Source organism: Streptomyces sp. NPDC020422 (genome assembly GCF_044386705.1).
Lineage (GTDB): Bacteria > Actinomycetota > Actinomycetes > Streptomycetales > Streptomycetaceae > Streptomyces.
Genome location: NZ_JBIRVJ010000006.1, coordinates 129,137 through 149,182, shown reverse-complemented (window position 1 = coordinate 149,182; position 20,046 = coordinate 129,137). Strand labels below are relative to the sequence as shown.

Annotated in this window: 14 protein-coding genes; 6 read left to right on the top strand and 8 right to left on the bottom strand. The window is 73.8% G+C overall.

Going from position 1 to position 20,046, the window contains the following annotated elements:
• Positions 1-30: 30 nt before the first annotated feature.
• The 7 genes from ACH414_RS17720 to ACH414_RS17690 form a co-directional block, all read right to left on the bottom strand.
• Positions 31-837 carry a 2,3-dihydro-2,3-dihydroxybenzoate dehydrogenase gene (locus ACH414_RS17720; protein ID WP_382533986.1) on the bottom strand — a complete coding sequence of 269 codons (807 nt, stop codon included), beginning with the start codon at positions 835-837 and terminating at the stop codon, positions 31-33.
• 46 nt (positions 838-883) lie between these two features.
• Positions 884-2,074, bottom strand: coding sequence for an FAD-dependent monooxygenase (locus tag ACH414_RS17715; protein ID WP_386566826.1), 1,191 nt, complete (start codon positions 2,072-2,074; stop codon positions 884-886).
• A 77-nt stretch (positions 2,075-2,151) separates the two neighbouring features.
• Positions 2,152-3,474 carry a phenylacetate--CoA ligase family protein gene (locus ACH414_RS17710; RefSeq protein WP_382533990.1) on the bottom strand — a complete coding sequence of 441 codons (1,323 nt, stop codon included), beginning with the start codon at positions 3,472-3,474 and terminating at the stop codon, positions 2,152-2,154.
• On the bottom strand, positions 3,471-4,232 hold the full coding sequence (locus ACH414_RS17705; RefSeq protein ID WP_382533991.1) for an amidohydrolase family protein: 762 nt from the start codon (positions 4,230-4,232) through the stop codon (positions 3,471-3,473). The genes ACH414_RS17710 and ACH414_RS17705 overlap by 4 nt, the downstream gene beginning before the upstream one ends.
• Before the next feature lie 12 nt (positions 4,233-4,244).
• The gene (locus ACH414_RS17700) at positions 4,245-5,348 is read right to left on the bottom strand and encodes a 3-dehydroquinate synthase II family protein (RefSeq protein WP_382533993.1); all 1,104 of its coding nucleotides are present in this window, start codon (positions 5,346-5,348) and stop codon (positions 4,245-4,247) included.
• A gap of 64 nt (positions 5,349-5,412) precedes the next feature.
• Positions 5,413-6,240, bottom strand: a complete 828-nt coding sequence (locus tag ACH414_RS17695) for a 2-amino-3,7-dideoxy-D-threo-hept-6-ulosonate synthase (RefSeq protein WP_398942365.1) — start codon at positions 6,238-6,240, stop codon at positions 5,413-5,415.
• Between the two features lie 24 nt (positions 6,241-6,264).
• Positions 6,265-7,533 carry an aspartate kinase gene (locus ACH414_RS17690; protein ID WP_382533997.1) on the bottom strand — a complete coding sequence of 423 codons (1,269 nt, stop codon included), beginning with the start codon at positions 7,531-7,533 and terminating at the stop codon, positions 6,265-6,267.
• Between the two features lie 283 nt (positions 7,534-7,816).
• On the opposite strand from ACH414_RS17690, the gene ACH414_RS17685 reads away from it, so the two are divergent.
• From ACH414_RS17685 to ACH414_RS17665, 5 genes are all read left to right on the top strand, one after another.
• Positions 7,817-9,463: an FAD-dependent monooxygenase gene (locus ACH414_RS17685; RefSeq protein WP_382533998.1), complete on the top strand. Its 1,647-nt coding sequence runs from the start codon at positions 7,817-7,819 to the stop codon at positions 9,461-9,463.
• Entirely contained in the window at positions 9,460-11,541 is a 2,082-nt protein-coding gene (locus tag ACH414_RS17680) for an anthranilate synthase family protein (RefSeq protein WP_382534000.1), read from the top strand. Before ACH414_RS17685 ends, ACH414_RS17680 begins: the two co-directional genes overlap by 4 nt.
• Positions 11,542-11,617: 76 nt before the next feature.
• Positions 11,618-12,751, top strand: coding sequence for a hypothetical protein (locus ACH414_RS17675; RefSeq protein ID WP_398942363.1), 1,134 nt, complete (start codon positions 11,618-11,620; stop codon positions 12,749-12,751).
• Positions 12,752-12,758: 7 nt separating this feature from the next.
• Positions 12,759-13,991: a 3-deoxy-7-phosphoheptulonate synthase gene (locus ACH414_RS17670; protein WP_382534003.1), complete on the top strand. Its 1,233-nt coding sequence runs from the start codon at positions 12,759-12,761 to the stop codon at positions 13,989-13,991.
• Between the two features lie 622 nt (positions 13,992-14,613).
• On the top strand, positions 14,614-17,415 hold the full coding sequence (locus ACH414_RS17665; RefSeq protein ID WP_398942361.1) for an AAA family ATPase: 2,802 nt from the start codon (positions 14,614-14,616) through the stop codon (positions 17,413-17,415).
• Positions 17,416-17,427: 12 nt separating this feature from the next.
• Here the strand turns inward: ACH414_RS17665 and ACH414_RS17660 are convergent, their stop codons facing one another.
• Positions 17,428-18,411 (bottom strand): LuxR family transcriptional regulator, encoded by a 984-nt coding sequence (locus tag ACH414_RS17660; protein WP_382534007.1) that lies wholly within the window; start codon positions 18,409-18,411, stop codon positions 17,428-17,430.
• A gap of 197 nt (positions 18,412-18,608) precedes the next feature.
• Between ACH414_RS17660 and ACH414_RS17655 the strand changes: the two genes are divergently transcribed.
• On the top strand, positions 18,609-20,021 hold the full coding sequence (locus tag ACH414_RS17655) for an aminopeptidase P family protein (protein ID WP_386566829.1): 1,413 nt from the start codon (positions 18,609-18,611) through the stop codon (positions 20,019-20,021).
• Positions 20,022-20,046: the final 25 nt, after the last annotated feature.

Sequence of the window (20,046 nt, the reverse complement as noted above, 5' to 3'; positions counted from 1 at the left end):
GGTCGTGACGGACGCGGGGGCCGCGTACGGTCAGCCGAGCGCGGCGCCGCCGTCGACGTACAGGTCCTGCAGGGTGATGTGGGAGGCCTGGTCGGAGAGCAGGAACAGCACGGCCTGCGCGACCTGTTCGGGGGTCCCGACCCGCCCCAGCGGTATCCCGACCCGGAACGCGTCCAGCGAGCCGCGCACGGTGGCGTCCGTCGCCCCGTCGCCCGCCGCCTCCCACATGTCCCGCAGCATCGGGGTGTCGGTGGAGCCGGGGGAGACCACGTTGCAGCGCACGCCCCGGCCGGCCAGTTCGAGCCCGAGGCACTTGGTGAGCATCGACGAGGCGGCCTTGGACGCGGCGTACGCGCCCATGCCCATGCGCGGCACGCCGCCCGCGTTGGACGCGACGGTGACGACGGCCCCCCTGCCGCGGCCGGCCATCCGGCCGGCGACGGAACGGGAGACCGCGAACACCCCGCGCACGTTGACGCCGAAGACCTCGTCCCACGCCTCGTCGGCGAGATCGAGGACGGCGCCGGTACGGAGCACCCCGGCGACGTTCACCAGGAGCTCCACCGGGCCGAGTTCACGCTCCACCCGCTCCGCCGCCGCCTCGACCGCGGCGCTGTCGCGGACGTCCACGCACATCGCCGTGTTCTTGACGCCGGCGGCGTCGAGTTCGGCGGCCACACCGGTCACCGGCTCCGGCGCCGCGTCCCACAGCGCAACCTGGGCCCCGTGCTCGCCCAGGAGCCGGGCGACGGCCGCGCCGATCCCCTGGCCCGCGCCCGTGACGACGGCGACGCGTCCGCTGATTCCCTCCGTACCGGTGGACAACACCGTGCTCATTGGCTCCCCCTGCCTCGTTGGTGGTGGTGCGGTGATGGTGGTTCGCTCACTCCCGGCCCGTGGCCTCGGCCACGGCGTCGTACCCGAACAGCCAGGCCCGCTGACGCAGCCCGAAGTCCGTGTCCAGGGCGGCGTCCCGCTCGCGCTGCCGGTCGCCGTCCTCGACGTGGTGGTGGCGCTCGTTCTCGCGGATGAAGCGGTGGACCTGCTCGGCGCGGGGCCGGCGCAGCTCCTCGTAGCGGCGCAGCGCGTCGGGGACCGTCTTGGCGGTGGCGTCCTTCAGGCACACGGCCAGTGCCAGCGCGTCCTCCAGGCCCAGCGCCGCCCCCTGCGCCCCGAAGGGCAGCATCGGGTGCGCGGCGTCGCCGATCAGGGTCACCCGCTCGCTGCTCCAGCGGTCCACCGGGTCACGGTCGTACAGCGCCCACCGCGTCACGTGCGTCGCGGCGGACAGCAGCGACACCAGCTCCGGCGCCCAGCCCTCGTAGGCGTCGAGCAGTTCCCGGGGCGAGCCCTCCGCCGACCAGGACTCCTCCCGCCAGTCGCCCGCCGGAGCGGTGGCGGCGATGCTCACCGAGCCGCCGCCCGAGATCGGGTAGGCCACGCAGTGCTGGCCCGGACCCATCCAGATGGACACGTGCGGCCGTTCGGCCACCGCCGGCCAGGCCGACGCGGGCACCACGGCCCGGTAGATCGACTGCCCGGAGAACCGGGGCTCGTCGCCGATCATCCGCCCGCGGATGGTCGACCGGATGCCGTCCGCGCCGATGACCACGTCCGCCCGGAACTCGAAGCCGTCCGCGAACCGCAGCACCACCTCGTCGTCGAGCTCGTCCACCTCGACGCACTCCATGCCGAGGTGCAGGGCGGACTCGGGCAGCTGCTCCACGAGCGCGCTGTGCAGCCCGGCACGGTGCAGGGCCAGGTAGGGCGCCCCGTACATCTCGGTACACGCGTCGCCGAGGACGGTCCGCGCCAGCGTGCCGCCGTCGGCCCAGTTGCGTACGTCGATCGACTCCGGCCGCACCCCGGCACGGTCCAGACTGCGGCCGATGCCGAGGGCCAGCAGCAGTCGAGAACCGTTGGGCGAGATCTGGATCCCGGCTCCGATCTCGCGCAGGTGCCGGGTGCGCTCGAACACGTCGCAGGTGAGACCGCGCTTGGACAGGGCCACGGCGAGCGCGACCCCGGCGATACCGGCGCCGACGATCGCGATTCTTGGGGGTACCTCCGCCATGCGCTGCTCTCCTTTCATGCCTCCCGCGCCGCCCGCGACAGCCGGGACTCGTTGGTGGACGGACCTTCGGAAGTGGATCAGTAGTAGAGGAGCGCCTTGCTCCAGTCCTCGTCGGGACCGAACAGGCTGCGCGGCTTCACCACGTCGTGCACGCCGGTGAGCGCCTCCTGCGGCACCAGCGAGCCGAGCGGCACACCGTCGATCCGGGCCGGAACGGCCCCGTACTCGGCCTCGATCGCCGCCGCGAGGGCGGTCCGCGCGGCCTCCCGGTGCGGGGTGTCGACCTCGATCTCCAGCTCCAGGAGATCGGCCCCGGCCCGGGCCCGCCAGAACATGACGCCGTACTCCACCGGCAGCCCGAAGACCAGTTCCTCCAGGCGGGCCTGGGTGACCTTCGCGGAGCCGACCCGGTAGCCGAAGGAGGAACGCCCGAGCACCCGGACGGTCGGCAGCTGCCAGCCGCACGGGCAGGGCTCGTTCGAGACCTCGACGTTGTCCTCCAGGTTGTACCGCAGCAGCGGCATGGCCTGGCGGTACAGCGGGGTGACCACGAGCTGGCCCGAGCCGTCGGCCGAGAGCGCCCCGGTCTCCGGGTCGTACACCTCGAAGACCGCCCGGTCCGCCCACAGGTGCAGGTGCCCCTCGGGGCACTCGCCGGCCAGGCTGCCGGTCTCCGTGGAGCCGTACTCCTCGACCACCGGAACGCCCCAGATCTCGCTGATCCGGGCCCGGCGCGCCGGGCTGAGCGGCTCACCGCCCACGAACACCGCGCGCAGGGACGGGAAGTCGCGGTCCGGGACGAGCCCCGCGGCGCGGGCCGCCGCCGCCCACAGCAGGATCTCCGTCGGCATCGACCAGGTCAGGCTGACCCCGAGGTCGTGCAGCACCCGCAGCACCCGCGAATACGGCATCGCCAGCGAACGGTTGTCGCCGGGGACCACCGTGGCGCCCTTGAGCCGGGCCGCCGCCTGGGCCAGATGACCGGTGATCATCAGCGCGTACGGGGTGCGGACCAGGAAGGTGTCGTCCGGCCCGATCCCCACCCACTTGCGGGCGTACCGCTCCGCCAGATCGACCCAGTCGGCCTCGGTGTAGTACGAGGGGGTCGGGCTGCCCGCGGTACCGCTGGACTCGTGGTACGTCGCCAGTTCGGCCTTCGGCACGGCCAGCATGCCGAACGGATAGGCGTCCCGGAGGTCCTGCTTGCCCGTCAGGGCGAGCGCCTCGAAGTCGGCGCGCGAGGCCGGCGCCGGGCCGGACCCGAAACGCCGCTGGTAGAAGGGCGAGTTCCGCGCCCAGACCAGCAGCTCGCGCAGCTGCTCGTCCTGCATCTTGCGGAGCTGCTCCTGGTCGCGCCAGTCGCCCAGCTGGGGGAGGCGCTCCGAGAACTGCCGGCTCATGGTGTCTCCAGTCCGAGAATCCGGTGGGCGTTGTGCCACAGCACCTGGTCGAGCAGCGGCCGGGGAAGCCCGAGGGCCTGGTACTTGGCCAGCTCCACCGAGGGATGCTGGAGCGGGTGCTCGGCGGAGAAGAGCACCCGCTCGGCCCCGAGCCGCTCGATCGCGACCCGGACGGTGAAGCCGAACGCCCCGGAGGTCTCGACCACCACGTTCGGGACGGGCTCCACCAGGTCGATCCCGTAGGTGTCGATGAGACCGATGCCGAGATGGCCGAGGACGAACACCGTCTCCGGCCGCTTCGCCGCCTGCGCGGCGAGGTCCGACACCCGGCAGCCGGCCCGGTCGATGCACACCACGTAGACGGGGTGCCCGAACTCCGCCGCGAGGTCCAGGAAGGCGGCGGTGCGCGGATCGTCCAGGGGGACGCCGTGCACCGCCGGGGACAGCTCGAGGGCGGCGAATCCGCCGCCGTGCGCACGGTAGTCGGCCGCCCCGCGGTGCGGGTTGCCGAACCAGAACGGCGTCAGCCGTCCGCCGGCGGCCGAGGCGGCGTCCCGTACCCCGGCGTTGTCGGGGTCCGCGGTCACGTGCCCGCCCTCGATCAACTGCCGGGCCAGCACGTCCAGGTCGACCACACCGCCCGCCGCGACCCCGGCGCGCGCGATCCCGCTGCCGTCCATCACGGACAGCAGCCGGTCGAGCGCGCCGGGGACGCCGGGCAGCCTGGCGTGGAAATCGAATACAGGCTGCCGCTCCATCAGGTCGCGCCCCTACTTCTCGATGCAGAACTCGTCGATCGCGTAGCCGACGTGCCGGTCGGCGGTCGGCAGGTAGCCGAGCACCTTGTCGCCGGGCTTCAGCTCGGTGCTGTTGAGCACCACGCCACCGGGGCCGAGGACCCGGACGTGCCAGTCGTCCTGCAGGATCAGGTTGGCGCTCCGCCCGTCGGGCGCGACCGCGTCGATGGAGATCAGCGGACGGGACTCGATCTTGACCCGGCCGACCGTCACCACCCGGGTCTGGCCCTTGACGTCGACCGCCAGGACCTTGCTGCCGGCCTTCAGCTCGCTCAGGTAGTTGGTGCGGTCGTTCTCACCGGAGATGGTGTACGACATGATCGCGCCCGCGTTCACGCGGAACGGGCGGGTCGGCATGTAGGGCAGCGGGTGCGTCTCGCTGACGCACAGGATCATGCCCTTGGAGTGCGAACCGACCAGGATGCCCTCGTCCTCGCGGAAGTGCGAGCAGGTGTCGACGCAGGCGCGCTCGCCCATGCCGATGTGCTCGGTGCGCACCACCTCCAGCTCGGTGAGCTGGAGTTCGGCGGGCTGGGCCTCGGCGGCGGCCTTCAGGGCGGTGGCGTCGCCGACCGTCTTCGGCGCCATCATCACACCGTCCGAGCCGTGCTCGAGGACACCGAAGATGATGGTGGCCTCCTCCACGTCCTCGGCCACGGTGATGATGCTGCCGTCGGCCTTGGCCGCGGCGGCCAGCACGATCTCCAGCGGAATCTTGGTGGGGTCGCGGAAGAGCAGCAGCGCCCACTTCTCCTCGCGGGAGGCCTCGCAGGCGTGCTCCAGCGTCTCGGCGTCGACGATCTCCACGAAACGTCCGAACTCGACCGTCGGGTGGGCCTTGGCAAGCTCGGCGGCGTCTCCCTGACGGTCCGAGAGGATCACCACGTCGGCCGGCCCGAACTCGGCGGGGAGTTCCTTCCCCTGCGGGAAGAAGACCTTCTTCACGGTCGGCGGCAGGCCCTTGAGATCCGAGAGGCTGGAGCTGACGACTCCGTCGATCCGCTGGTGCACGGCCTCTTCGATGACGGCCTTCTTGGCGTTCTTCAGCGAGCGGACGTCGATCCAGGTGAGCTTCACGGGTACGGCTCCTTATATGTGGCACGTAAACGGGTTGCGGTCATGTCCGGTGGGACGGGCTCGGCTAGACGGCGCCGGCTGCGAGCGCCTCCCGGCGCGGGGACGACACACCGGGTCCCTCGCTCGGGCTGTGCACGATCTGCGCGATCTTGCGCGCCATCGCGCCCGGGTCGGGGGCCTGGAAGACGTTGCGGCCCATGGCGACGCCGGCGGCTCCGCCGCGCACGGCGTCGCTCACGAAGTCCAGGACCTGGTCCTCGGCGTCCACCCGGACACCGCCCGCCACGATCACGGGGATCGGGCAGGCCGCGACGATGTCGGCCATGTCATCGGGCGAGCCGGTGTAGAGGGTCTTGACGATGTCCGCGCCGAGGTCGGCGGCGAGCGTGGCGGTGTGCACGACGAGCCCGGGGTCACGCGGATTGCTGATCCGCGGGCCCCGCGGGTACATCATCGCGAGCAGCGGCACGTTCCAGCGGTCGCACACATCGGCCACCGCGCCGAGGTCGGCGATCTGCTGCCGCTCGTCCTGGGAGCCCAGGTTGACGTGCACGCTGACCGCGTCGGCGCCGTGCCGCAGGGCCTCCTCGACGCCCGTGACCAGGTACTTGGCATCCGGGTCCGGGGCGTGCGCGGTGCTGGCGCTCAGATGCATGATCAGCGACATCCCGGCGAACCGGTCGGTGTGGACGTGGCGCAGGCTGCCCTTGTGCAGCACCACCGCGTCCACCCCGTTGCCGACCAGCTGCCCGACCAGGCCGTCGAGGCCGCCTCGGGCGATGAGCGGGCCGTCCGCGATCGAATGGTCCAGCGGGACGACCATCAGCCGCTGGTCGCGGTGACGGAACAGACGCTTCAGGCGCAGACTGCGCGCGGAATAGTTGACGGACACGCTTGACCTCCCCAATTCGGTGGCTCAGAGCGCCACGGTCTGCTCGGTGCCGGCTCCGGACAGGTCGAACTCCTCGTGCAGCAGGCACAGCGCCTGCACGCGACGGTCCGCGGGCACGGTGACCGAGGCACGTAACTGGGAGGAGGACACCCAGCTGGTCGCGATGCCGGCGGCGGCGAGCACCGCGGTCATCCGGGCGACGTACTCGGGACGGTTGAGCAGCCCCATGCCGATCAGCGAGACCTTGGCGACGTCCGAGTCCACCCGGACCTCCCCGCCGTGCACGGCGACCGCCTTCTCCAGCGCCGGCTCCACCTCGGGCACATGGCTCCTGCGGATGGTGAACCCCATCCGGAACTCTTCCTCGTGGGGACCGGACCGGGCCACCAGATCCATCGGCACGGCGTGCCGGGCGAGGATCGACAGCACCTCGGCCGCGAGATCGCTCCGCCCCCTGGCGTGCACCAGGACCCTGGCCACGTCGGGGTCCGACGTGACGGCGACGACCGCGCCCCCCGTTTCCAGCGAGGTCATCTCGCCTCCCTCTTCCTCTCCGTGTCCGACAACGGTTCCCTCCTGAGTTCCGAGCGAGGTGCGGACGTGCAGCTCGACCCCGTGCAGCGCGGCCAGCTCCACCGCCCGCGGATGGAGGACCTTCGCTCCCGCGAACGCCATCTCCGCCATCATCGAGGCGTGGACGAACGGGAGTTTGCGGGCGCCGGGAACGTGGGTCGGGTCCGCGCTGTAGACCCCGTCGACGTCGGTGTAGATCTCGCAGCGCCGCGCCTTCAGCGCGGCCGCCACGGCCACGGCGCTGGTGTCCGAGCCGCCCCGGCCCAGCGTGACCGTGTCCCCGTGGTCGTTGCGGCCCTGGAAGCCCGTGACCACGGTGACGCTGCCCTGGTCCAGATGCCCGCTGATCCGGCTGGTGTCGATCCGGTCGACGATCCCGGAGCCCGGCTTCCCGACCACCGAGATGCCCGCCTGGGCCCCGGTCAGCGAGACCGCCGGCACCCCGAGGCGCAGCAGCGTCAGCGCCAGCAGCGCGGCCGAGGCACACTCCCCGGTCGCCAGCAGCTGGTCGGTCTCGCGCAGGTGCTCCGAACCGAGCTCGGAGCCGCCGGCGGCGGCGGCCTGCGCGAGGAGGTCGTCGGTGGCGCCGCCTCTGGCGGACACGACGACGACGGTGGACGCTCCGGCCCGGTGCGTCGCGGCGATTCTCGCGGCCACCGCGTCAAGGCGCTCGGCGGTGGCCAAGGAGCTGCCACCGTATTTCTGAACCAGCACGTCCATGTCAGAAGTCCCCGTCGGCTGTGTCTGTCTGCTGTCAGATGCCTTCCGGTCGCTGTGACCCGAAGACGGCCTCACCCATCTGTTCGAACGGCGACGCCAAGCCTGGTCCAGCACACGGTTTCGGTCATCGCCGTTTCACGGGATATCCGGCAACCCGCGTCCGGGGCGGGAGATCACGGGGATCACGCGAAGTCGTGATCCCCGGGCACCGGGCACCCGGTGAGGATGGGGTCAACGTCGCGTGTCCAAGGGGGCCGTGCAGGAGCCGAAGGAGCCGTCCGACGTGGGTGTGCAAGAGCTGCGGAGCCGCACGCGGGACGAGGCTCCCGTGCTGGTGGCCGGCGCCGGTCCGGCGGGTGCGATCCTCTCGCTGGAGCTGGCCCGGCAGGGCGTACGGAGCATCGTGGCCGACCGGGCCGCCGCGCCGCCGCTGTTCCCGAAGATGGACTACATCAACGCCCGCAGTATGGAGTTGCTGCGCAGGCTCGGTCTCGCGGACCGGATCAGGCAGGGGGCGGTGCCCGCGGAGCACGACTCGGACTTCGTGTTCCTGACGGGCCTCGACGAGCCGCCGGTGGCGGTGTGGCGTCAGCCCTCGCCGCGGGCGCAGGCCGAGCGCTACGCCGCCGCGGAGGACGGCACCGGGGCGACCGAGCCCTATCTGCGGATCACGGGCTCGCTGCTGGAGGACGTGCTCCGCCAGGCGCTGCGGGAACACCCGCTCGTCGACTTCCGCGAGAGCGTCGAGGTCACCGCCCTGCGGCAGGACGCCGACGGGGTCACCGTCACCCTGGCCGACCGCGCCCAGGGCCCGGCGGACCGCGGCGGCGAGCTGCGGGTGGCGTATCTGGCGGGCTGCGACGGCGGGGGCAGCGCGGTCCGCCGCGCGCTCGGCGTCGAGCAGCCCGTCAGCGGCCCCTCCAGCAGCCGTTGCTCGGTCTACTTCCGCAGCTCCGACCCGCTGCTGCGGCGGCACGGGCGCGCGTTCATCACGACCAGCGCCCGGGGCATCACCCTGGTCTCCCGGGACGAGGGCGAACTCTGGACCGCCTCGTTCCAGATACCCGACGGCACCCGCTTCGAGGGCGATCCGGTGGCCGCGATGTGCGAGAAGCTCGGTGAGGACTTCACCGTGGACGAGGTGCTGACGGTCAGCCACTGGACCGGCACCCTCGCCGTCACCGACCGCTACCGCGTCGGCCGGGTCTTCCTGGCGGGCGACTCGGCCCACCAGTTCTATCCCTTCGGCGGCCACGGCGCGAACACCGGCATCGCGGACGCCGTGGATCTCGGCTGGAAGCTCGCCGCCCGCGTCGGCGGCTGGGGCGGCGAGACGCTCCTCGACAGCTACGAGGCCGAGCGGCGCCCGGTCGCCCTGTTCAACAAGGAGATGTCGAGCAACCTCCTGGAGGTCTGGCGGCGCTTCGGGCAGCTCGCCCGCGACGGCGCCTCCCGCGAGCAGCTGGCCGGCTTCCTGGAGCGCGAGTCGTACCAGGTCGACAACTCCGGCATCCACTTCGGGCACCGCTACCACCGCTCCCCGGTGATCGCGCCCGAACCGGGACCCGCCCCGCGCTGGGACTGGACGGGCATCACGCCCCGGGTGTGGCCCGGCGGCCGGGTGCCCGCCGTACGACTCGCCGACGGGACCCCCCTCTTCGACCGCTTCGGACCGGGGCTCACCCTGGTCGACCTCTCCGGCTCGGGCGCCGGCGCTCCGCTCGCCAAGCAGGCCGCCGAGCAGGGCGTGCCGCTGGAGCACCTCGCCGTCGACGGCGCTGACCGCGCCCGCGTCCGCACGGTCTGGGGTGCCGACCTGGTCCTCGTCCGCCCCGACCAGCACGCCGCCTGGCGCGGCGACCGCCTCCCCGAGGACGCCTCGGCCCTCCTCGACCTGGTGCTCGGCCGGACGCGGGAGGTCGGGGCATGAGCGAGCTCCTCGACCTGCTCCTCGGCACGGACGCCGACGGGACCGGCACGGACGCGCCCCCCGCGCCCGAGGCCTTCGCGCTGCTGTACCGGCCGGAACGGACCGGCGACCGGGTGGAGATCCTGCTGGGCGAGCCGGGAACGGCCGACCTGCTCTCCGAGCTCCCGCTGACCGACCCCGCGCCCGGCGTGCCGGGGCCCCGCGGGGCGGAAGGCGACGCCGGGCCGGGCGAACCCCGGCACCAGCTGCTCGCCCTCATCCCGTACCGCCAGATCACCGAACGCGGCTTCGTGTGCCAGGACGACCACGCGCCGATCCGCACCCTGACCGTCCGCCGCCAGGGCACCGTCGCCGTCGACGAGCTGCTGCGCCGGCTGCCGCACACCCCGGTCGAGCTGCGCGAGGGCCGCTTCGACCTGGACGACCAGCAGTACGAGTCGGTCGTCCGCGACGTGATCAAGCAGGAGATCGGCACCGGCGAGGGCGCCAACTTCGTCATCCACCGCACGTTCACGGCCCAGCTGCCCGGCTTCGGCCGGGAGCAGGCCCTGTCGGTCTACCGCCGGCTGCTCGCCCAGAGCCAGGGCGCGTACTGGGTGTTCCTGGTGCACACGGGCGACCACATGCTGCTCGGGGCCACCCCGGAACGGCACATCAGCGTGGACGCGGGCACCGCCGTCATGAACCCCATCAGCGGCACCTACCGCTATCCGCCCACGGGTCCCGAGCTGACCGACCTCACCGAGTTCCTCTCCGACCGGAAGGAATCCGACGAGCTCCTGATGGTCGTCGACGAGGAACTGAAGATGATCGCCGGCTTCTGCCCGGACGGCGGCATCGCCAAGGGCCCCTATCTCAAGGAGATGGCCCGGCTCGCGCACACCGAGTACCTGATCGAGGGCCGCACCCGCGCGGGCGCCGACGAGATCCTGCGGGGCAGCATGTTCGCCCCGACGGTCACCGGCAGCCCGCTGGAGAACGCCTGCCGGGTCATCGCCCGGCACGAGCACGGCGGCCGCGGCTACTACAGCGGCGTGGCCGCGCTGATCGGCCGGGACTCCGCCGGCGAGGCGGCGCTGGACTCCGCCATCGTCATCCGCACCGCCGAGGTCGCCGACGAGCGGCTGCGCCTGGGCGTCGGCGCCACCCTGGTCCGCCTCTCCGACCCGGCCGCCGAGGCCGCCGAGACCCGCGCCAAGGCGGCGGGGCTGCTGGCGGCCTTCGGGGTGGGGGAGACAGCGGCGCCGGCCGATCCCGCCGAGTCGGGCACCCCCGAACCGGCGCCCGCCGCCACCCCGGCCGCCCGCCCGGCCCCCGCCCGCCTCGGCGACCACCCCCTCGTCCGCGACCTGCTGCGCGAGCGCAACCGTTCGCTCGCCCGCTTCTGGCTCGAACCGGGGCGCGGCGAGCCGGACCGTCCGCCGGAGCTCGCGGAGCGCCGGGGGCTGGTGATCGAGGCCGAGGACACCTTCACCGCCATGCTGGCCCGGCAGATGGAGGCGCTCGGCTGCCGTGTCGAGGTGCGCTCCTGGCGGGACCACCCCGACCCCTCGGCGTACGACTTCGCCGTGGTCGGCCCCGGCCCCGGCGACCCGCGCGACCTCGCCGACCCGAAGATCGCCGCCCTGCGCCGGGCGGTCCGCGGGCTGCTCGCCAAGGACGTGCCCTTCCTCGGGGTCTGCCTCGGCCACCAGGTGGTGTCCGGGGTGCTCGGTCTCGACCTGGTGCGCAGGGACCGGCCCAACCAGGGCGTCCAGCTGCCGGTGCGGCTGCCCTGGGGCGAGGAGCTGGTCGGCTTCTACAACACCTTCGCCGCGGTCAGCGCCGCGGACGCGTTCCGGCTGCCCGGCCTGCCGTGCCCGGTCGAGGTGTCCCGCGATCCCGCCACCGGCCAGGTCCACGCGCTGCGCGGCCCGGGCTTCGCCAGCGTCCAGTTCCACCCCGAGTCGGTGCTCACCGAGCACGGCCCCAGGATCCTCGGGGAGCTGCTGCGCGGGGTCCTCGGCCCGGTCCGGATCACGGCCGGGGCCCCGGCGCCCGCCGCCGGGATCCGGTCCGCCGCCGGAGCGGCCCAGTAGCCCCGACCGCCACACGATGCGCACACCACACCCCCGGAACCTCTTGCCACCGGACGAGGACGACGAGGAAACCCCCATGCCCCACACCCGGCCCGACCGGCCCGACCGTTCCCGACGCGACGGACCGCCCGGCAGCGCGCCCCCGGGCGACGTGCCGGACGGCCACCGGCCCACCCAGCCGGAACTCCTGCGCCACTCCGCCATGCGCTGGCTCGCCCGCCACCTCCTCGACCGCAGGGAGGGCGGGGTGCACCGAGCCGCCCCCGCGGCCGGCGGCAGCCCGATCACCGGCGACAAGCACCTCGCCGACCAGTCCGCCGCGGTGCTCGCGCTGGCCGGCAACGCGCCCGAGGAGCTGCCGATCGCCCTCCAGGGCCTGCAGGCGCTGCTCGACCGCGACGGCCGGCCCGGCTTCTCCGAGGTGGCCGACCGGTCCTGGCGGGTGCGCCCCGAGGGCCGGGCGCGGACCCTGCGCCACCAGTTCCACGCGGCCACCGCGCTGCTCGTCGGCAGCCGGTACACCGCCGACCCGGTCGCCCGGGTCAGGGCGGTCGACCTGCTCAACCGCTGCCTGAGCACCTGCCGGGACGGCGCCTTCCCCGGCGCGCTCAGCGAGGACTGGAAGCGCACCGAGGACGCCACCCCCTCGCCGCTCACCGCGGCCGCCGCCCTGCGCGCGCTGGCCATCGCGGACGCGCTCGGCGAGCCCGACGTCGACACGGAACAACTCCCGCGGATGGCGGAGACCCTGGGCCGCGCCGCCCATGAACTGCCCACCCCCGGCGGCGATCCGCGGATCGCCCTCGCCCTGGCCCACGCCGCCCGCATGCTCGACTCGGCGGAGCACGTCGACACCGCGAACCGGACGATGGCCCTGACGGTCCGTCACTTCAGCGCCCGGGGAGCCAGGGTGGGGATCAGTGGCGGCGAGGCCGCGCATCTGCTGCTCGCCGGCGCGGTGCTCCGCTCCCGCGGACACGACGACCACGGGGCGACGGCCGTCTCCCGGGCGGCGATCGACCGGCTGGCCGACCGCAGACACGGCGGTTTCCACACCGTTCCCGGGCAGGCCGGTGACGCGTCCGCCGTCAAGTACGCCCAGGTCCAGTCCGCCCTGGCCGGTGCCCTGTGCGCCGCGTCCGCCCTTCCGGCCTCCTCCCGGGGATGGCCCGCCGATGCCGCCCATGACCCCGACGACGCCGATGAGTGAGTCAGCCATGGTCCCCGCGACACCCGCCGCCTCCACCGCCCTCTCCCCGTCCGGTCCGCACCGCTGGACCGGCGTCCCCGCGGCGCAGAACCCGCAGTGGCGCGACCACCCGGCGTACGCCGCCTCGATGGAGGCCCTGACGGCGGCGCCCGCCCTGGTCGAACCGGACGACCTGGTCCGACTGCGGAACGCGCTCGCGCGGGTCGCGCTCGGCGAGTCGGTGGTGGTGCAGGCCGGCGACTGCGCCGAGAGTTTCTACGAGTGCACGCCCGAGGCGATCGGCGCACGCCTGGAGATGCTGGACCGGTTCGCCGAGGCGCTCGGGAGCCGCACCGGCCGCCCCGTCCTGCGCATCGGCCGCATCGGCGGCCAGTACGCCAAGCCCCGGTCGAAGCCGGTCGAGCGGCACGAGGACCGGCTGCTGCCCTCGTTCCGCGGACACCTGGTCAACTCCGAGGTGCCGAGCCGGGCCGCCCGGCAGCCCGACCCCCGCCGCATGCTGTGGGCCTACCGGGCCGCCTCCCAGGTGCTCGCCCGGGTGGACGAGCACCGCTCCGCGCGGGCGGCGAAGGACGCGGCCGCGGGCCACCGGGGACCGTCCCTCGGACCGTGGTCCAGCCACGAGGCCCTCGTGGTCGACTACGAGGCGGGGCTGCTGCGCGAGGACCCGAGACTCGGGACGTATCTCGCCTCGACCCACCTGCCCTGGATCGGCGAGCGCACCCGAGACCCCGACTCCGTCCACGTGCAGCTGCTCGCCACCCTCGCCAACCCGGTCGGCTGCAAGGTCGGACCGACCGCCGACCCCGCCGGACTGCGGCGGCTGTGCGCGCTCCTCGACCCGGAGCGCACCCCCGGCCGGCTTGTGCTGATCGCGCGCATGGGCCGGGACCGGGCGGCCGAGGCGCTGCCCGGGCTCGTCGCCGCGGTACGGGACGCGGGGCACCCCGCGGTCTGGCTCTGCGACCCGATGCACGGCAACACGGTCACCGCGGCCAACGGCCTGAAGACCCGGCACCTCGACACCCTCGTCGAGGAGGTGCGGATCTTCCTGCGGACCCTCGCCGAGCAGGGCGTGCCGGCGGGCGGCATCCATCTGGAGGCCGCGGGCGAGCAGGTCACCGAGTGCGTCGGCGGCCCCGTCGCGAGCGAGGACGACCTGACCCGGCGCTACACGACGCTGTGCGACCCGCGGCTCAGCCCGGAGCAGGGACTGCAGCTGATCGACAGCTGCTTCTGACCGCCCCCCGGCGGCCCGGTCGAGTCCGCCGGGGCAGCGGGGCGCGGGCGGTCGAGTCCGCCGGGACGGGATGCGGGCCGGTCGAGTCCGCCGGGACGGGATGCGGGCCGGTCGAGTCCGCCGGGGCAGGGCGCGGGCCGGGAACGGCGGGCCGGAGCCGCCCCGCCCGCCGTTCCCGGCACCGTCGCGCCGGAGCCGTACGGCGTGAAACGGCGGGGGACCTGATGGATTTCGCGCCTCGTCGGCGCGATTCCGGCGCTGTCCGGACCGGTGTCCGCCGCGCCCTTCCGCCGTGCCGTCATGCCTCCGGCGTGCGGCGCGGCCTCCCCGGGTCGCCGTCAGGGCGCCGCGTCGATCCGTCGCGCCCTCGCACCGGTGGGAAATGCGGGCGATCCGATCACGCCACAGGTGCGAGGATCGGTCATGTGCCCACCATGCCGTGGTATCCAGTTGATCAAGCCCGATCCGCCCGGTCGCCGTCCGGGAGTTCGAACAGTAGCCTGGCGCCCTGTGCGACGATGGCGGCGCCGGACGCGTGACGGACATCACGGAGCGCCAGGGGCGCACCAGTTGAGAAGCAGCGTGTGAATTGGGGGAGGACACGCATATGCCAGTGGGACGCATGGTCGGCAGAGACGCCGAACTGGCCCGCATCCGCACAGCGCTCGACAACGCGACGGCCGGCACCGGTGCGTGTCTGGTCATCGAGGGATCGCCCGGCATCGGCAAGAGCCGCCTGCTCGCCGCCGCCAGTGAGTACGCGACCGGTCTCGGCGTGGCCACGGCCGAGGGCCGCGCCACCAAGCTCGACCACGTCGCCCCCCTGAGCACCCTGCTCGGTGCCCTCAGGAACAGCGCCCCGCTGGTCGTCGACAACTTCGACCAACTGGGCGACCCGGCCGCCAACCGCTTCTGGCTGATCGACCAGCTGGGCGAGCGCCTCGAGCGCTATGTCGCCGAGCGCCCGCTCCTGATCACCCTCGACAACGTCCAGTGGGCCGACGAACTGACCGCGTTGGCGCTGCGCCTGCTCGTCCCCTCCCTCACCTCCTCGCCCGTGCTGTGGCTGCTCGCCTGCCGCACCGCGCCGTCCCGTTCCCCCGGGCGCAGCGCCGTGGAGCTGCTGCTCCAGGAGGGCGTCGAGCGCATGGAGCTGCGGCCCCTCGACGACGAGGCCGTGCACGCCCTGTGCGCGGAGATCCTCGGCACCGAACCCGACCAGCACCTCCTGGGCCTGGCCCGCCGCAGCGGCGGCAACCCCTTCCTCCTGGAGGAGCTGCTCAGCGGGCAGCACGGCGGCAGGGCGCTGCCCGGGGTGGACGGCCTGCCCGGCGGCTTCGGCGACCGGTCGGTCGCCGACCTCTCGGCCGGCTTCGTCGACGCGGTCCAGCGGCACCTGCAGAGCCTCTCGCAGGACGCCCACCGATTACTGGAAGCCGGAGCCGTACTCGGCCGCCCCTTCACCGTCCACGAGGCCGCGGGCCTCTGGGGCCGCAGGGCCGTCGAACTGGTGGCCGCCGCCGAAGAGGCGATGCAGCAGGACGCGCTCATGGAGACCGGCACGGAGCTGGCCTTCCGGCACGACCTGATCCGCGAGTCCGTCCTCAGCGCCATCCCCGGTCCCGTACGCAAGGTGCTGCACCGCGAGGCGGTCACCGTGCTGCGCGCGGAGAACCGCCCGGCCAGCGAGATCGCCGAACACCTCATCCGCGGCAGCTCCCACTGGAACAGCCAGACCGTGGACGCGCTGCACACCACCATCACCGAACTCGCGCGCACGTCGCCCAGCACCGCCGCCGACCTCGCGCTGCGCACCCTGAAGGCGATCGGCGAGGACCACCCGGTGCGACCGCGGCTCGCCGCCGAGGCGGTCGGGCTGCTGTCCACCGTCGGCCGGCTCGCCGAGGCGCAGGAGCTGGGCGAGTCCGCCCTCAAGACCGGCATGCACCCCGAGACCGAGGCCATGCTGCTGTACGGCCTCGCCTCCGCGCTCAAGCACGCGGGCCAGGACGTCGCCGCCGTCCGCTACACCGAGCGCGCCCTGGCGCTGCCGAGCGTGGCCGACTCCGTCCGCGCCAGGGTCCTGGCCATCCAGGCCCACGCCCTGCTCAACGCGGGCGGACTCACCGACGCGGCCGTCTCCGCCGACCAGGCGGTGCTGCTCGCCCGCAGTTCCGCCGAGTACCCCTCGATGGCGCTCGGCATCGCCGCCCAGAGCATCGCCGCCCAGTCCTCCGGCGACATCGCCGGCGCCATCACGCTGGCCGGCGAGGCCGTCCAGATCGCCGACGAGTACGGGGGCGCCGCCGCCCAGCTCCACCCGCGCCTGTGGCTGGGCTCCGCCATGGCGGCGGCCGACCGCTTCACCGAGGCGGCCGCGGTCTACGAGTACGGCCAGCGCGAGGCCCACCGCTTCGGCACCGCCTGGTCGCAGCCCCTGTGGCACTACCACCGGGCCGAACTGTGGCTGGCCCGCGGCCTGATCGACGACGCCGTGGCCGAGGCCGAGGCCGGACTGCGCATGGCCGAACAGCTCACCACCATGGCCATGGGCGTGCCCCTGCTCGCCACCCTCTCCCGGCTGGCGCTGTGCTCGGGCGACCTGGAGACCGCCCGCACCCGGCTGGAGTGCGCCCGGCAGCTCTCCGCGGAGGGCATCGGCTCGCGGGTCGAGGACTTGGCCTGGTGTACGGCACTGCTCCTGGAGGCCGAGGGCCGTCCGGAGCAGGCGATGGAGGCGCTGAAGCCGCTGCTGGACAGCCTGCCCGGCCGGGTGCTGCTGTTCACCCAGGAGCCCGGCGCGGCCCCGAGGGTGGTGCGGCTCGCCCTGAGGACCGGCGCCCGGGACATCGCGAGCGTCGTGGCGGACGCCATCAGCGGACTGGCCCGCCGCAACCCCGGCTATGTGTCGCTCGCCGCCGCGGACACCCACACCCGCGGGCTGCTGGAAGGGGACCCGGCGATGCTGCGGGCCGCCGTCGAGGCCTACCAGGACAGCCCCAGGACGCCGCTGCGCGCCGAGGCCCTGGAGGACCTGGGCGCGGCGATGCAGCACACCGGCCACCGGCACGAGGCGACCGACCTGATCCGCGAGGCCCTGGACCTGTTCACCACCGCGGGGCTCCGGATGGACGCCGACCGGGTCTCCGAACGGCTCGGCCGGCCCCCCGAGGTGCGCACGGCGGCGGGCCCGCCGCAGCTCGCGTCCCTCGCCTGGAGCCAGCTGACCCGCTCCGAGATCAAGGTCGCCCGGCTGGTCGCCGAGGGGCTCACCAACCGCGAGGTGGCGGCCCGGCTCTTCCTGTCGCCGCACACCGTCGACAGCCATCTGCGCCACATCTTCTCCAAGCTCGGCCTGTCCAGCCGGGTCGCCCTGACCCGCTGGGTGCTCAAGCAGGACGCGGCGGCGCAGGCGGAGGGCTGATCGGGGCGCGGATCACAGCCAGCCGGACCGCTGCGCCTGCAGGGCCATCTGGAAGCGGTTCGCCGCGCCCAGCCGGGCCATCAGGATCTGCAGGCGGCGGAAGAGCGTCCGGCGGCTGATCCCCAGCTCACGGGCGATCACCTCGTCGCTCGCGCCGCCCGCCAGGAGCCGCAGCAGGCGCCGGTCGCCGGGGGCCAGGCCACCCGGGCGGGCGGCGCCGCCGTGCAGCGGCAGCGCGTTCTGCCAGGACTGCTCGAACAGCGCCACCAGCGCGGAGAGCAGCCCGCACGGCTGGACGACCAGCATCGTGTTGACGACGTCGGCCTCCTTGATGGACAGCGACACCAGCGCGTACGCCTCGTCGATGATCAGCAGCTTCACCGGCACCGAGGGGAGCACCCTGGCCTGCTCGCCGGCCTCGACGCACGGCTCGATGACGTCCTTGAGGTGCCCCGGGTGCTCCAGCGACTCCCGCGAGTACACCACCCGCTGACGTACGCCCCGCGCGAGCGTGGCCAGCGAGTCCTCCATCGCGCCGACCACCGGCACGTACGGGGGCGACTCGAACTGCCGGATCTGCTCGCGGGCGCTCGCCCACGCGTGCCGCATCCGGCGACCGATGGCGTCCCCGGTGACGACCTCGACCAGATCGTCGTTGTACGCGGCCAGCCGGTGCCGCCGGAACGACTCGAACGCGCCACCGACGGCGATCCGCGACTCCTCCAGCTCCGCCGCCCGGTGCCGGGCCAGGATCTCCAGACCCGCGGCCGGCGGCACCGGCGCCACCACGTCCCCGGGCGCCGCCGCCGTGCTCGCCAGACCGGCGTCGACCAGCGCGTCGTACGCCGCGGCGAGCTCCGCGCCGCCGAGCCCGGCCGCGCCGCCTATCTCCTGCAGCGGGGCGGGCGCCCGCTCCAGGAGGGCCAGATAGACCCGGACGGCCGCCTCGTCGATGCCGAGCAGCCGCAGTGCCTCGCCGAGTCTCGCGTTCGTCATGCCCCGCATTATCGGCGTTCCGCGGCCCGGGTGGCCGATCAGTGCCACTGACACTTCCTGGCCCCCGGCGGGCCCGCCGAGGACTAGCGTCCGGGACGGCGCCGGGCAACGGCGGCAGTGGGCGCGTCCCGGGCACGGGGGTGGGACGCGCCCTGCCCGGCGACGCATCACGATCCATCACGACGAAGGGACACATCGTGGCCAAGGGGCGGAAGAACGGCCTGTACGACGGGATCTCCGAGGAACTCTCCGCGCTGATGCGGACCGGCTGGGCGGACACCGAGCGGCACGACCTGGAGCCGGCCGAGCAGGCGCCCTACGCGGCCCGCCGCCGCGAGGCGCTCTCCGCGCGCTTCCCCGGCGAGCGGCTCGTGATCCCCTCGGGCAACCTCAAGGTCCGGTCCAACGACGACACCTACCCCTTCCGGCCGTACACCGGCTACGTCCACATGACCGGCGACCAGGCCCGCGACTGCGCCCTCGTCCTGGAACCCCGCGCGGACGGCGGCCACGACGCCGCCCTGTACGTCCTGCCGCGCGACGGCAGGGACACCGACGAGTTCTGGATCGGCTACACCGCGGAGCTGTGGATGGGCCGCCGCCGCTCCCTCGCCGAGTCCGAGCGCGTCCTCGGCCTGCCCTGCCGCGACGTCCGGACGCTCACCGAGGACCTGACCGCCGGCGCGGACGTCCCCACCCGCATCGTCCGCGGCATCGACCCGGCCCTGGAGGCCGCCGTCACCACCGACGAGGACCGCGACGACGACCTCGAAGAGGTCCTCAGCGACCTGCGGCTCGTCAAGGACGAGTGGGAACTCGGCGAGATGCGCAAGGCCGTCGACTCCACGGTCCGCGGCTTCGACGACGCCATCCGCGAGCTCTCCAAGGCGATCGCCACCTCCGAGCGCTGGATCGAGGGCACCTTCTACCGCCGCGCCCGCCTGGAGGGCAACCACGTCGGCTACGGCACGATCGCCGCGGCCGGCGAGCACGCCACGATCATGCACTGGACCTCCAACGACGGCCCGGTCCGCCCCGGCGAGCTGCTCCTCCTGGACGCCGGTGTGGAGACCCACTCCCTCTACACCGCCGACGTCACCCGCACCCTCCCCATCAGCGGCACCTTCACCGAGGTGCAGCGCACGGTCTACGACGCGGTGTACGAGGCCCAGCAGGCGGGCTTCGACGCCGTGAAGCCGGGCGCCGCCTACCGCGACTTCCACGTGGCCTCGCAGCGCTACCTGGCGGAGAAGCTCGTCGAGTGGGGCTTCATCGAGGGCCCCGCCGACCGCGCCTACGAACTCGGCCTCCAGCGCCGCTTCACCATGGCCGGCACCGGCCACATGCTGGGTCTCGACGTCCACGACTGCGCCCACGCGCGCAACGAGGAGTACGTCGACGGCGTCCTGGAGCCGGGCATGGTGCTCACCGTCGAGCCCGGCCTCTACTTCCAGCCCGACGACCTCACCGTGCCGGAGGAGTGGCGCGGCATCGGCGTGCGCATCGAGGACGACCTGGTCGTGACGGCCGACGGCCACGAGAACCTGTCGGCGGGGCTGCCGCGCACGGCCGACGAGGTCGAGGCGTGGATGGCCCGCACGGCGGGCTGAGGCGCCTCCCCGGCCCCCCCGGCCC

Bases quoted from the DNA above. Each gene is read 5' to 3' on its own strand.
- ACH414_RS17670 (WP_382534003.1), top strand. From the start codon at position 12,759: ATGGTCCCCGCGACACCCGCCGCCTCCACCGCCCTCTCCCCGTCCGGT.
- ACH414_RS17675 (WP_398942363.1), top strand. From the start codon at position 11,618: ATGCCCCACACCCGGCCCGACCGGCCCGACCGTTCCCGACGCGACGGA.
- ACH414_RS17665 (WP_398942361.1), top strand. From the start codon at position 14,614: ATGGTCGGCAGAGACGCCGAACTGGCCCGCATCCGCACAGCGCTCGAC.
- ACH414_RS17720 (WP_382533986.1), bottom strand. From the start codon at position 837: ATGAGCACGGTGTTGTCCACCGGTACGGAGGGAATCAGCGGACGCGTC.
- ACH414_RS17705 (WP_382533991.1), bottom strand. From the start codon at position 4,232: ATGGAGCGGCAGCCTGTATTCGATTTCCACGCCAGGCTGCCCGGCGTC.
- ACH414_RS17690 (WP_382533997.1), bottom strand. From the start codon at position 7,533: ATGGACGTGCTGGTTCAGAAATACGGTGGCAGCTCCTTGGCCACCGCC.
- ACH414_RS17680 (WP_382534000.1), top strand. From the start codon at position 9,460: ATGAGCGAGCTCCTCGACCTGCTCCTCGGCACGGACGCCGACGGGACC.
- ACH414_RS17660 (WP_382534007.1), bottom strand. From the start codon at position 18,411: ATGACGAACGCGAGACTCGGCGAGGCACTGCGGCTGCTCGGCATCGAC.
- ACH414_RS17710 (WP_382533990.1), bottom strand. From the start codon at position 3,474: ATGAGCCGGCAGTTCTCGGAGCGCCTCCCCCAGCTGGGCGACTGGCGC.
- ACH414_RS17715 (WP_386566826.1), bottom strand. From the start codon at position 2,074: ATGGCGGAGGTACCCCCAAGAATCGCGATCGTCGGCGCCGGTATCGCC.